Below are 12,887 nucleotides of genomic sequence, written 5' to 3'. Positions count from 1 at the left end.
AGCTCATCAGACGCGGGGGTCCGATGACAAGGGTCGACCGGAAAATTGGTTTAGACCTGTCTGAAGCTCGTCGACCGCACCGGCCCGCCTGTCTCCCCACCTCCCGCGACGCCTTCCGTGACGTCCTCGAACACGCTTCCTCCTTCCGTCCCCGCGAGCAGGTACGCCTGTGCCTCGCCCACGTGGAAATACATGCCGTGCAGTTCCAGTTCGCCCCGGTCCAGCGCCCGGGCGACCGGCGGGTGCGCCTGCAGGTGCGCCAGCTGCTGGACCACATTGCTCAGGCACAGCAGCTCCACCGCGTCCGCGGGCGCCCGCCCGGCCAGCCGGGGCCGGCCGCGCCGGTCGCCGGCCATCCGCGCCAGACTCGGCAGCCCGTGCCGCAGCCACCGCCCCAGCGGGGTGTCCCCCTGACCGGCCCCGGCGGTCAGCAGCGCCTGCATCGCCCCGCACCCGGAGTGCCCGCACACCGTGATGGAGCGCACCCCGAGCACCTCCACCGCGTACTCGATGGCGGCGGCCACCGAGTCGTCGCCGCGCTCCTCGCCCGGCGGCGGCACCAGGTTGCCGACGTTGCGGACGACGAACAGATCGCCGGGACCACTGGCGGTGATCATCGACGTGACGAGCCGGGAGTCGGCGCAGGTGAGGAAGAGCTGCGCGGGACGCTGGCCCTCCCGGGCGAGCCGCGCCAGCTCCTCGCGCACCAGCGGTGCGGTGTTCCGCTGGAACGAGCTGATGCCACGGGCCAGTTCCCGGCCGGCCTCCTGCCCTGCCGGGGCGGCGGGGGCTCCGGCGAAGGCGAAGCAGGACTGATGGTTGCGCCAGGGGGTCCAGGGGCGGCACCGGCACTCGGCGGCCGGGGCCCGCTCGGCGGTCCGGATTCCGCCGCGCCGGCCCGACAACTCGGCCGTCCCTCCCCGCGCGGTGTGGGCACTGCGCCAGTCCTGCAGCGACTCGTACGCCGCGTGGTCCATGAACGAACCGTCCAACTCCACTACGGCGTGGGCGCCATGGGGTACGAGATGCAGGGCTCTGCTGAGCCGGGGCACCGCGAGGAAGGTCAGCTGGCCTCGGACACGTACGTGATGGACTCCTTTCTGCTCTTCGTGGGTGATGCGGGTGCGGGCGAGGCGGCGCAGGGCGACGGCGACCGCCACGGCGATCCCGAGGAACACGCCCTGCAGGACGCCGAGGAGGACCACACCGAGCGCGGTCACGGCGTAGACCGGCACTTCGCGGTGGCGCGTCACCGTGCGGATGTGGTGCAGGGACACCATCTGGATGCCGACGGCCATCACCAGGGCGGCGAGGGAGGCGAGCGGGATCTCCTCCAGGATCGGGACCATCAGCAGCGCGGCGACTACTACGAGAACGCCGTGCAGCATCGCGGAGTTCCGGCTGACCGCACCTGAGTTCACATTCGCCGTACTGCGCACCGCCACGCCCGCGATCGGCAGCCCGCCGAGCGCCCCCGAGACGATGTTGGCGGCGCCCTGGCCCAGCAGCTCCCGGTCCAGATCGGAGCGGCCGACCCGGGACTGCGGGCCGGTGCGGGCGGCGACCAGCTTGTCCACGGCCACCGCACCGAGCAGCGACTGCACGCTGCACACCAGGGTGGTGGTGAGCACCGCGGCCGCGAGACCGAGCGCCGGTCCCTCGGGCAGTCCGGCCAGGGCGTGGCTGTGCCAGGACGGCAGATCGACCCGGGGCAGGGCCAGGCCGGCGAGGGCGGCGGTCGCGGTGGCTCCGGTGACGGCGACGAGGGCGGCCGGCACCCTGCGCAGCAGCCGTCCGGCGCGGCCGGGCAGGCGCGGCCAGGCGAACAGCAGGGCCAGGGTCAGCGCGCTCATCGACACCGCGCCCGGGTGCAGGTCGGCCAACTGGGCGGGCAGATCCCGCAGGTTGGCGAGGACGGAGCTGTCCGGGCTGCCGCCGAGGACGATGTGCAGCTGGGCGACGGCGATGGTGATGCCGATGCCGGCGAGCATGCCGTGCACCACGGCCGGGCTGACCGCGAGCGCACCGCGCGCCACCCGCAGACAGCCGAGGCCGAGCTGGGCGAGGCCGGCCAGGACGGTGATGCCGCAGGTCATCCGCCAGCCGTAACGGTCGATCAGGTCGGCGGTGACCACGGTGAGTCCGGCGGCGGGCCCGCTGACCTGGAGGGGGCAGCCGCCCAGCCGGCCGGCGACGACTCCGCCGACCGCGGCGGCGACGAGGCCGGCCTGGAGCGGGGCGCCGGTGGCCAGGGCGATGCCGAGAGAGAGCGGCAGGGCGATCAGGAAGACCGCTACGGCCGCGGACAGATCGGCGCCCGCGACGGGGAGCCGGCGGCGCAACGGTGCGCGGCCGTGTGGTGGTTGGCGATGCTGGGCGTGAGGCGGTGCGCAGGCTGACATGTCCCGTCTCCTCCGGGGTGGCGCGGTCGCGGACTGGGTGGGACCCGCGGCGATGGGCGGGCTCGGTCGCGGCCGTGAGTCACGGCGTACAGCGGCGGGATGGAGTAACTCGCAGTAAAAGAACCGTAATGCCAGGTAAAGGCGAAGCATACTTTTTCGGGGCAAATGGTGCAGAAGATCGCTCGCCAGAGTGAACTAATCATTTGATCGGCTTGTCGTACTAATTCCTTCTCGGTCCCGTGAGACCTTGGCCGCGCTGTCGGGGCAAGCCCGGCACATCACCAGAAATGGCCCACATCAGCGTTTGCCTGAGAGAAGGAAGAAGGTGGACGGATCATGACCGCCACCCAGAGGATCGCTGTCGGCGCCATGGTCGCCGCGGCCTGTGCGGCGTCGCTCGCCGGTTGTGCGCACGACTCCGACGGCAAGAAGGAAGGCGCGTCAGGCCCGGAGCAGGGGGCGCCGGCACCGAACAGCATGCTCCGGCTCATCGGCGACGGATCCACCGCGTACACCGGATCCCAGCCGCATCTGCCCAGACCCGAGCGGCTGCGCCCCGGTCAGAAGCCCCCGCAGTTCGTGGTGTTCTCCTGGGACGGCGCGGGCGAGGACAGCCAGAAGCTGTTCTCGCACTTCCGCAAGGTCTCCAAGGAGAACAACGCGACCATGACGTACTTCCTCAGCGGTGTGTACATGCTGCCCGAGGAGAAGCGTGACCTCTACGAGCCGCCGCAGCACCCGCCGGGCAGCTCCGACATCGGCTTCAACGACGAGCAGGGCATCGCCGACACCCTGGAGCAGGTACGACTGGCCTGGCTGGAGGGCAATGAGATCGGCACCCATTTCAACGGCCACTTCTGCGGGCCCGACGGCGGGGTCGGCACCTGGTCGGTGGAGGAGTGGAAGAGCGAGATCGCCCAGGCCAAGAAGTTCGTGAAGTCCTGGAGGACCAACACCGGCATGAACCGGGCGGATCCGCTGCCCTTCGACTACGACAAGGAGCTGATCGGCGCCCGCACCCCCTGCCTGGAAGGGCAGCAGAACTTCATGAAGGCCGCCCGCCAGCTGGGCTTCCGCTATGACTCCAGCGGAGTCAACGACCAGGTGTGGCCCAAGAGGAAGCAGGGCCTGTGGGACCTGTCGATGCAGCTGGTGCCCTTCCCGGGCCACACCTACGAGCAGCTGACCATGGACTACAACTTCATGGTCAACCAGTCCGGCACCGAGACCCAGGGCGACCCCGACAAGTTCGACTACTGGGGCGACCAGATGCGCGACGGCCTCCTCAAGGGCTTCTACCGCGCCTACGACGGCAACCGCGCGCCCCTGATCATCGGCAACCACTTCGAGTCCTGGAACGGCGGCACCTACATGCGTGCCGTCGAAGAGGTGGTCAAGGAGGTGTGCACCAAGCCCGAGGTGCGCTGTGTCTCCTTCCATCAGCTGGTCGACTGGCTGGACGCCCAGGACCCGAAGACCCTGGCGAGGCTGCGCACCCTGGAGGTGGGTGAGGCGCCCCGGCAGGGCTGGGCGTCCTTCCTGTCCGGCCGCCCGGCCCCGGCGCCCAAGGGCGTGCCCGGGGCGCCGGCGGTCAAGGGCTAGGCGTCAGACCGGCGCCGCCACGCTCTCGCCGAGCACGAAATGGGGGTCGACCTGCGCCGCCAGGTCGGCCCCGGTGCGCTCGTTGCCCCAGGACTCGGCGTTCTTCAGGTGGAAGTGCACCATCTGACGGGTGTAGCGCTCCCAGTCGCGCCGCTCGTAGGCGGCGTCGACGGTGGCCCGAAGCGTGTCCAGGGCGCGGGCGTTGGCCTCCTCCAGGAGATCGAACCGGGGCGGACGGCCCTTCTCCATGGCGCGCACCCAGTCCGAGCGCCCGACGGTCACGAGCAGGTCGTCCCCGACCTCCGCGCGCAGGAAGTCGATGTCGTCCGGCTCCTGGATCTTGTTGCCGACGACCTTCAGAGCGACCCCGAAGTCACGGGCGTACTCCTTGTACTGGCGGTAGACGGAGACCCCCTTCCGGGTCGGCTCGGCGATGAGGAACGTCATGTCGAAGCGGGTGAACATGCCGGAGGCGAAGGAGTCCGAACCGGCCGTCATGTCGACCACGACGTACTCGTCGGGGCCGTCGACGAGGTGGTTCAGGAACAGCTCCACCGCTCCCGTCTTGGAGTGGTAGCAGGCGACCCCCAGGTCGGCGTCCGTGAAGGGGCCCGTGACCATCAAACGGACGGCGCCGCCGTCGAGTTCCACCGGGCGCGCGCAGGCGTCGTAGACCGGGTTGGGCTCCCGCACCCGGACCAGCCGTGAGCCCTCACCGGGCGGGGTCGTCTTGATCATCGTCGCGGCCGAGGCGATGCGCGGGTTGTTGCCGCGCAGGTAGTCCTTGATCAGCGACAGCCGCTCGCCCATGGCGGGCAGCGCCGCCGCCTCCTCCTCGCCGAGGCCGAGCGCGGGGCCGAGGTGCTGGTTGATGTCCGCGTCGATGGCGACCACCGGGGCCCCGGAGGCGACGAGATGGCGGATGAAGAGGGAGGAGAGCGTGGTCTTGCCGCTGCCGCCCTTCCCGACGAAAGCAATTTTCATGTTCACCAAGCGTAGTCGGGCGATAGCTGTAGGTGTCACGTGAAGTGAAGAAGACCACTCCTTCGTGGGGTGGGGCGGTGAGGTGCGTAGTGTCGTACTCATGAGTACGACAGGCGCGACCGCCGATCCGCTCGCGGCCCTGGGCTCGCTGCCCGGTGTGGCCGATTCCGTGGAGTCCGTGCGCAAGGCCGTGGACCGGGTCTACGGGCACCGGGTCATGCGGCGCCGCAGCAACGAGATCACCTCCGAGGCGGCCCTGCGCGCCGCCCGTGGCTCGGCGGCGCTGTCCGGCGCGGACTGGGCCCTGGAGGAGGTGCGACGGCGCACCGACTTCGGTGTCGACCCCGAGGCGCGCGTCATGGGGGCGGCCCTGCGGCTCACCGCCGAGGCGGGACAGCTGCTGTCCATCTGGCGTCAGTCGCCCCTGCGGGTGCTGGCCCGGCTGCATCTGGTGGCCGCGGCGAGCGGTGACGACCGGGTCGGCAGGCCGCGCCAGGCCGGCGAGCAGGTGGACGAGCCGCTGGTCGAGCTGCCCCTGCCGGACGCCGAGGAGGTCTCGGGCCGGCTGGAGGGGCTGTCGGACCTGATCATCGCCGGCACCTCCGCGCCCGCGCTGGTCACGGCCGCCGTGGTGCATGGCGAGCTGCTCGCGCTGCGTCCCTTCGTGTCCCACAACGGCCTGGTCGCGCGCGCGGCCGAGCGGATCGTGCTGATCGGCAGCGGCCTGGACCCGAAGGCGATCTGCCCGGCCGAGGTCGGCCACGCCGAACTGGGCCGCGCCGCCTATCTGGCCGCCCTGGACGGGTATGTCTCCGGCACCCCCGAGGGCATGGCGGCCTGGATCGCCCACTGCGGCCGGGCGATCGAGCTGGGCGTACGGGAGTCGACCGCGGTGTGCGAGGCGCTGCAGCGCGGCGCGGCCTGAGGGAACCCGGGAAGCTCCCCGGGCATAGTTGCGGCGGTACGAGTTCTCGTACCGCCGCTGGCATGTTCACCGGGTTACCAAGCGTCCTCGATGTATTGCCCATCAGGTCGGGATGCTTTGCCCGTGACCTGGTGCGGCTGGCCCGTAATCGACGGGTCGACGTCGCGTGGGTGCCCGATGTTCATGCTGGGTCCGTGGGCCAACTGCGTAGTGGTAGGGGATCCTCTCGGATGTCCTTTGGTCTCGCGGGCCTACGTTCTTTGTACCGCGAGCCGAGGTGAAGCGGAACCCCTACCTGCACTTCTTTACTTTCAGGTCCAAAAGGGGTGAAGCGGGCGCCGTCAGGCGGTGCTGCGGCGCCGGCTGGTGTACCAGACGAGGCCGGCGGTCGCCGCCGCCGCGCCTATGGCCGCCGCCGCGACCAGCGCCGGGCGGGGCGGGACGGAGAACGTGGGCAGCCGCTTCTTCAGCGGGACCGGCCGGCGGAACGCCAGAACGGGCCACCCGCGCGCGAGTGCCTCGCGGCGCAGCGTGCGGTCCGGGTTCACGGCGTGCGGATGCCCGACGGTCTGGAGCATGGGCAGGTCGGTCGCCGAGTCGCTGTAGGCGTAGCAGCGGTCGAGGTCGTAGCCCTCGGACGCGGCCAGCTCCCTGATGGCCTCGGCCTTGGTCGGGCCGTAGGCGTAGTACTCCACCTCTCCGGTGAAACAGCCGTCCTCGCCGACGACCATGCGGGTGGCGACCACCCGATCCGCGCCCAGCAGCTCGCCGATCGGCTCCACCACCTCGGCGCCCGAGGTGGACACGATCACCACGTCCCGGCCGGCCGTGTGGTGCTCCTCGATGAGCGAGGCGGCCTCGTCGTAGATGATCGGGTCGATCAGGTCGTGCAGGGTCTCGGCGACGATCTCCTTCACCTGCTGGACGTTCCAGCCGCGGCACAGCGCGGCCATGTACTCGCGCATGCGCTCCATCTGGTCGTGGTCCAGGCCGCCGGCCAGGAAGACGAACTGGGCGTATGCGGTACGCAGCGCGGCCCTGCGGTTGATCAGCCCGCCTTGGTAGAAGGACTTGCTGAAGGTGAGCGTGCTCGACTTCGCAATGACCGTCTTGTCCAGATCAAAGAAGGCCGCCGCGCGAGGCAAGGAGTGGTTTTCCACGCCCATGAGCATAGGCGCCCACCATTCGGCGTAAGGTGGGGCGTGTGGGTTTGCCTGAGAGGGCTCTCGGGTACACCATGGAAGTCACGGATCGTTCGCGACCGTGCTAACCCGGCCCGACTCCTCCCCCCCCGAGTCGGCCGTGGGGACGACCCCCGCTCTCCCCCCCGGCGGGGGTCGTCGCATGTCCGGGCGGGTTTTCTCCCTTCTTCCCTTTCATCACACGGCCGTACGGTCTGCCCTGCGTCGCCCCGGCGGCGTCCTTCGGCATGCCCATGATCGGTCACCGAGGGTAATCGTCACGCTGCTCTGTGGAAGTCGCACACCGGTGAGTACAGGGGTCACCGGTATGGGTGACGGAGATATTCACAGGATCGCGGTTGTCCACAGTTTTCGACCATGATCCACATCATTTCGCGGATCGCTGCACCGTGATTCCAGCGCACTCCGGCCGCGGCGAGTTCATGGCCGGTTCCGATTGTCGGAGCGCGTATGGCCGGTTCCTATCGGCCGTTCATATGGAGGCCGCTTGCCGGTTCTTCACACCTTTGGGAATCGCGTGGCCGCAGGGGCTGCGCGGCCCGTGCAGCGAAGGGGGAACACCCGTGACCGGAACCGTCACCCACGACCCGCCGCCCGGCTCCGCAGACCGGCCCGGACGGCCGCTCATCGTCACCGAGGACGCCGCTCTCCTGGACGATCTGCTGCGCCTGTGCGCGGCGGCGGGCGCCACACCCGAGGTCCACCACGGCGTACCGGAATCCGGCGACGGCTGGGCGACGGCCCCGCTCGTGCTCGTCGGCGACGATGCCGCCGGCCGGGTGAGCGGGGCCGCGCGCCGGCCCGGAGTGGTGCTGGTCGGCCGTGACCAGGACGACCCGGGGGTGTGGAAACGAGCCGTCCTGATCGGTGCCGACCACGTCCTGATGCTCCCCGACGGCGAGCCGTGGCTGGTCGACCGCATCGCCGACGTCGCCGAGGGCATCGGCCGTCCGGCCCTCACCGTCGGGGTGATCGGCGGCCGGGGCGGGGCCGGGGCGTCCACGCTCGCGTGCGCGCTCGCCGTCACCTCCGCGCGCGAGGGACTCCGCACCCTCCTGGTGGACGCCGATCCGCTCGGCGGCGGACTCGACGTACTCCTCGGCGGCGAGAGCGCCGAAGGGCTGCGCTGGCCCGCCTTCGCCGCCTCCCGCGGCCGGGTCGGCGGCGGCGCCCTGGAGGAGTCGCTGCCCGAACTGCACTCCTTGCGCGTCCTCAGCTGGGACCGCGGTGACTGCGTCGCCGTCCCGCCTCCCGCGGTGCGCGCGGTGCTGGCCGCCGCCCGGCGGCGCGGCGGCACCGTCGTGGTCGACCTGCCCCGCCGTCTCGACGACGGGGTCGCCGAGGCCCTCGCCCAGCTCGACCTCGCCCTGCTCGTCGTCCCGGCCGAACTGCGGGCGGTCGCAGCCGCCGGCCGGGTCGCCTCCGCCGTCGGCATGGTCGTGCGCGATCTGCGCGTGGCGGTCCGCGGACCGTACGCACCCGGCCTGGACGACCAGGAGGTGGCCCAGCTGCTCGGCCTTCGGCTGGCAGGCGAAGTGCCCGTCGAACCGGCGCTGCTTCGCCCGCAGGGCGGCGCGAAGCCCCCCGGCGCGACCGGACGCGGCCCTCTCGCCCGGTTCTGCACGCACTTCTGGGAGCGCGCGCTGGTCGAGGCGGGAGGCACCCGATGACCCTGCCCGGACTGGACCGGGCCGACGGCGCGGCCCTGCTCGACGGCGTCCGCCGCTGGCTCGCGGAGAGCGGCGCCGAACCCACCCCCGCGCGCGTCGCCCAGGCCCTGCGCGAACAGGGCCGGGTGCTCGGCGACGCCGAGGTCCTCGGCGCGGCCGAACACCTCCGGTCCGAACTCGTCGGCACCGGCCCCCTGGAACCGCTGCTCGCCGACCCGGACGTCACCGACGTCCTGGTCTCCGCCCCGGACCGGGTGTGGGTGGACCGCGGCCGGGGCCTGGAGCTGACCCCGGTCGCCTTCCCCGACGCGGCGGCCGTACGACGCCTCGCGCAGCGGCTGGCCGCCGTGGCCGGACGCCGGCTGGACGACGCCCGGCCCTGGGCGGACGCCCGGCTGCCCGACGGCACCCGGCTCCACGCGGTGCTGCCCCCGGTCGCCGTCGGCTGCACCTGCCTGGCCCTGCGGGTGGTACGGCCCCGGGCCTTCACCGTCGAGGAACTCGTCGCGGCCGGCACGGTGCCGCCCGGCGGCGACCGGATCCTGAGAGCACTGCTCGCGGCCCGGCTGAGCTTCCTCGTGAGCGGCGGAACCGGATGCGGCAAGACAACCCTGCTGAGCACCCTGCTCGGGCTCGTCGGACCGGGTGAACGGATCGTGCTCGCCGAGGACTCGGCCGAGCTGCGGCCGGACCACCCGCACGTCGTCCGGCTGGAGACCCGGCCCGCCAACCAGGAGGGCGCCGGCCTGGTCACCCTGGAGGACCTCGTGCGGCAGGCGCTGCGGATGCGGCCGGACCGGCTGGTCGTCGGCGAGGTGCGCGGGCCTGAGGTGGTGCATCTGCTCGCGGCCCTCAACACCGGCCATGAAGGCGGCTGTTGCACGGTCCATGCTAATGCTGCGGCGGATGTGCCGGCTCGGCTGGAGGCGCTGGCCACGGCCGCCGGGCTGGACCGGGCCGCGCTGCACAGCCAGTTGGCGGCGGCCCTCTCGGTGGTGGTGCACCTCGTACGGGACCGGTCCGGGCGGCGTCGGATCGCCGAGGTGCATGTGCTGGAGCGGGACGCCACGGGGCTGGTGCGGACGGTACCGGCGCTGCGCTGGGGCGAGCGGGCGTTCGCGCGGGAGCGGGGGTGGGAGCGCCTGCGGCACCTGCTGGGGGCGTCGGGTGAGCTCGCAGACGAGGGGGAGAGGTGACCGACATGGCCGGTCAGATGCCGATGGAGGCCGCGCTGGTCTGTCTCGGCGCGTTGGTCTGGCTGCTGGGCGGGCGGCACTACGGGATGCGCCGGGCCCGGCTGCTGCTGGCCGGCGGCGGAGTGGTGGCGGCCGGGCCGCCCGTCCGGGAGCAGGCCCTCGCGGAACTGCGGCGGCTGCACGGCCGGTGGGGTGCCGAGTGCTGGGCGCTCGTGGCCGGTCTCGTGCTCTCCCTGCTGGGCGCCTCGGTGATTCCGGTCGTCGCGGGGGCGGCCGGGGTGCCGGTGCTGCGCAGGGTGCGGCTGGCCCGGCAGGCCCGGCGCATCCGGGAGCGGCGGGCCGACGCGGTGATCGCCCTGTGCGGGGCGCTCGCCGGGGAGGTGCGGGCCGGACGGCAGCCGGGAGAGGCGCTGCTGCGGGCCGCGCGGGACTCCGGCGGACTCGGCGACGCACAGGCCGCCGTGGTGGCGGCGGCACGGTTCGGCGGGGACGTGCCCGGAGCGCTCGCCGTGGCGGCACGGCAGCCGGGCGCCGAGGGCCTGCTCGGACTCGCCGCGTGCTGGCGGGTCGCCGTGGACCAGGGCGCCGGACTCGCCGCCGGCCTGGACCGGCTGGACGGAGCCCTGCGCGCCGAGCGGGACCAGCGAGCCGACCTGCGCGCCCAGTTGGCGGGCGCCCGGGCCACCGCCGTGCTGCTCGCCGCACTGCCCGCCCTGGGCCTGCTCCTCGGCGCGGCCATGGGCGCGGACCCGCTGCGCGTACTGCTCCACAGCGGAGCCGGCCTCGGCTGTCTGACGGCCGGGGCGGTGTTCGAGGCCGCCGGGACGTGGTGGGCCATGCGGATCGTGCGGAGAGCGGAGGCGGTGTGAGGGGGCTCGGTGTGGCGTCCGGGGCGCGGGGTGCCGGTCGCGAGAGGTGGAGGTGGCGTGAGGGGGCCGCGCTCGTCATGGCGTTCGAGGTGGTCGAGACGGGGCGAGCGGCCCCGCGTGTGCGGGAAAGGCGACGGGGCCGGGATGCGCGGGCGCGCCGGGCGGTCCGGAATGTGCGGGGAGGGCAGGCGGTATGAGCGGGGAAGTCGTCCACAGGCTGGGGACGGCCGGGGTCGTGGTGCTGGTCCTCGGCTGGGGTGCCCGGCGGCTGGAGCTGGCGCGGCGACGGCGTCGGGCGCGGCGCCGGGTGGCGGAGCTGCTGGGCCTCGAAGTGCCCTTGACCAGAGAGCCGTTCGTGATCCCGGGCGCCGTACGGCGGTGGCTGCCGCCGGCCGGCGCGGCGTGCGGCGCGTGGGTGCTGGTCGGCGGGGCCGTGGGTGTCGTGCTGGGGCTGGGGGCCGGCGTTGCGCTCCTGCGGTGGCGGGACCGGCAGACCGCGGCCGGCCAGGAGGCGGTGACCGACACCGCCGGGGCCGCACGCCAACTTCCGCTCGCGGCCGACCTGCTGGCCGCCTGCATCGCGGCCGGTGCCGGTCCGGTGATCGCCGCCCAGGCGGTGGGGGAGGCCCTCGGCGGGCCCGTCGGGCAGGCGCTGGCGCGGGGCGCGGCGGAGGTGCGGCTCGGCGGCGCACCGGCGGACGCCTGGCGGAACCTGGCCCTGCTGCCCGGCGCCGGTGTCCTGGCCCGGTTGCTGGAGCGGGCCGACGAGTCCGGGCTCCCCGCGGCCGGCCCGGTCGCCCGGCTCGCGTCGGACGCGCGCGCGGACTGGGCCCGCACGGCGACGGCCCGGGCACGCCGGGCGGCCGTACTGATCTCCGCGCCGGTCGGCCTGTGCTTCCTGCCCGCGTTCATCGCGGTCGGGGTGCTGCCCGTCGTGATCGGACTGGCGGGCGGGGTGATGGGAGGGGGGTGAGGCGCACGGGAGCGGACGCGCGCACAGACGTCAGGTACGCGCGGAGAACGACAACAGACAGAACCTTACGGGGGTTGAGATGTTCGGAAAGATCAGGAAAGTGGCGGTCCGGTTGCGTGGGGCGTGCCGTCAGGACGCCGGAATGGTGACGTCCGAGTACGCCATGGGGATCATCGCGGCCGTCGGGTTCGCGGTGCTGCTCTACGAGGTCGTCACCAGCGGCCAGGTACAAGCGGAGCTGCAGGCCATCGTGAAGAAGGCCCTCAGTGCGCGGATGTGAGCGAGGCGGGGACCGCGGGTTCGTGACCGCGGAGGCGGCCGTGGTGCTGTCCGTGCTGGTGGCGTTCACGATGGCGCTGGTCTGGGCGCTGCTCATGGTGGCGGCGCAGATCGAGTGCGTGGACGCGGCCCGCGCGGGCGCCCGGGCCGCCGCCCGGCAGGACCCGGCCGACGCGGTGGTGTCGGTGACCCGGGAGGCGGCCCCGCGCGGAGCGCGGGTGACCGTCGCCCGCGAGGGCGACCGGGTCCGGGTGACGGTCGTGGCCGAGCCACCGGTACTGAGCGGGCTGCCGTTCGAGGTACGGGAGGAGGCCGTGGCCCTCGCGGAGGACACCGTGGGGGCGCCGGCGGCAGCGGGGGAGGCGGGGCCGTGAAGCGAGGGGGTGAGCCGGACAGCGAGCGGGGGCGTGCCGACGGCGGGCGGCGGGCCGGCCGGGAGAAGCGTGTGAGGGCCTGGGGACGGGGGAGCCGGTGCCTCGGCCGGTCGCGGGACTCCGACCGCGGGTCGGCCACCGTCTGGAGTCTGGGGGCGATCGCCGTGCTGTGCCTGGTGTTCGGCGCCGTGCTCGCCCTCGGGCAGGCGGTCGTCGTACGGCACCGGGCGGCGGGCGGCGCGGACCTCGCCGCGCTCGCGGCGGCGGACCACTGGGCCGAGGGCGGCGCGGCGGCCTGCGCCCGGGCCGAGCGGCTGGCGGAGGCCCAGGGCGTGCGACTGGTGCGGTGCGCGATCGTGGGCGACACCTCGGACGTGACGGCGGCCTCGGGGAGAGAGCCGTTCGCGGCGG

Annotated in this window: 11 protein-coding genes and 1 pseudogene; 9 read left to right on the top strand and 3 right to left on the bottom strand. The window is 73.2% G+C overall.

Features of this window, described 5'->3' with window-relative positions:
* Positions 1–50 precede the first annotated feature (50 nt).
* Entirely contained in the window at positions 51–2,402 is a 2,352-nt protein-coding gene (locus ABZ937_RS22305; protein WP_361694425.1) for a SulP family inorganic anion transporter, read from the bottom strand.
* 336 nt (positions 2,403–2,738) lie between these two features.
* Here ABZ937_RS22305 and ABZ937_RS22300 point away from each other — a divergent pair, with 336 nt between their 5' ends.
* Positions 2,739–4,004 (top strand): hypothetical protein, encoded by a 1,266-nt coding sequence (locus tag ABZ937_RS22300; protein WP_361694423.1) that lies wholly within the window; start codon positions 2,739–2,741, stop codon positions 4,002–4,004.
* 3 nt (positions 4,005–4,007) lie between these two features.
* On the opposite strand, the gene ABZ937_RS22295 is transcribed toward ABZ937_RS22300, so the two are convergent.
* The gene (locus ABZ937_RS22295) at positions 4,008–4,988 is read right to left on the bottom strand and encodes an ATP-binding protein (RefSeq protein ID WP_361694421.1); all 981 of its coding nucleotides are present in this window, start codon (positions 4,986–4,988) and stop codon (positions 4,008–4,010) included.
* A gap of 100 nt (positions 4,989–5,088) precedes the next feature.
* Here ABZ937_RS22295 and ABZ937_RS22290 point away from each other — a divergent pair, with 100 nt between their 5' ends.
* Positions 5,089–5,913: an oxidoreductase gene (locus ABZ937_RS22290; protein ID WP_361694419.1), complete on the top strand. Its 825-nt coding sequence runs from the start codon at positions 5,089–5,091 to the stop codon at positions 5,911–5,913.
* Positions 5,914–6,254: 341 nt separating this feature from the next.
* Here ABZ937_RS22290 and ABZ937_RS22285 read toward each other — a convergent pair whose 3' ends face one another.
* Entirely contained in the window at positions 6,255–7,085 is an 831-nt protein-coding gene (locus ABZ937_RS22285) for an HAD-IB family hydrolase (RefSeq protein WP_361694417.1), read from the bottom strand.
* A 593-nt stretch (positions 7,086–7,678) separates the two neighbouring features.
* Between ABZ937_RS22285 and ssd the strand changes: the two genes are divergently transcribed.
* The 7 genes and pseudogenes from ssd to ABZ937_RS22250 form a co-directional block, all read left to right on the top strand.
* Positions 7,679–8,785 carry a septum site-determining protein Ssd gene (ssd, locus tag ABZ937_RS22280; protein ID WP_361694415.1) on the top strand — a complete coding sequence of 369 codons (1,107 nt, stop codon included), beginning with the start codon at positions 7,679–7,681 and terminating at the stop codon, positions 8,783–8,785.
* A complete protein-coding gene (locus ABZ937_RS22275; protein ID WP_361694413.1) occupies positions 8,782–9,981 on the top strand; it encodes a TadA family conjugal transfer-associated ATPase in 1,200 nt (399 codons plus the stop codon). The genes ssd and ABZ937_RS22275 overlap by 4 nt, the downstream gene beginning before the upstream one ends.
* 5 nt (positions 9,982–9,986) lie before the next feature.
* Complete coding sequence (locus ABZ937_RS22270) at positions 9,987–10,850, top strand: type II secretion system F family protein (RefSeq protein ID WP_361694411.1); 864 nt, start codon at positions 9,987–9,989, stop codon at positions 10,848–10,850.
* A 193-nt stretch (positions 10,851–11,043) separates the two neighbouring features.
* Positions 11,044–11,823 (top strand): type II secretion system F family protein, encoded by a 780-nt coding sequence (locus tag ABZ937_RS22265; RefSeq protein WP_361694409.1) that lies wholly within the window; start codon positions 11,044–11,046, stop codon positions 11,821–11,823.
* A 79-nt stretch (positions 11,824–11,902) separates the two neighbouring features.
* Complete coding sequence (locus tag ABZ937_RS22260; RefSeq protein ID WP_361694407.1) at positions 11,903–12,103, top strand: DUF4244 domain-containing protein; 201 nt, start codon at positions 11,903–11,905, stop codon at positions 12,101–12,103.
* A 22-nt stretch (positions 12,104–12,125) separates the two neighbouring features.
* The gene (locus ABZ937_RS22255; protein ID WP_361694405.1) at positions 12,126–12,476 is read left to right on the top strand and encodes a TadE family type IV pilus minor pilin; all 351 of its coding nucleotides are present in this window, start codon (positions 12,126–12,128) and stop codon (positions 12,474–12,476) included.
* Positions 12,473–12,850: pseudogene (locus ABZ937_RS22250) on the top strand (Rv3654c family TadE-like protein); the annotation flags it as partial. The gene ABZ937_RS22255 and the pseudogene ABZ937_RS22250, both read left to right, overlap by 4 nt.
* Positions 12,851–12,887 lie beyond the last annotated feature (37 nt).

Origin of the sequence: Streptomyces sp. NPDC046727, assembly GCF_040645635.1 — a bacterium.
Lineage (GTDB): Bacteria > Actinomycetota > Actinomycetes > Streptomycetales > Streptomycetaceae > Streptomyces.
Note: the sequence above shows the minus strand (reverse complement) of the source record. Positions and strands in the feature narration are given on the sequence as shown.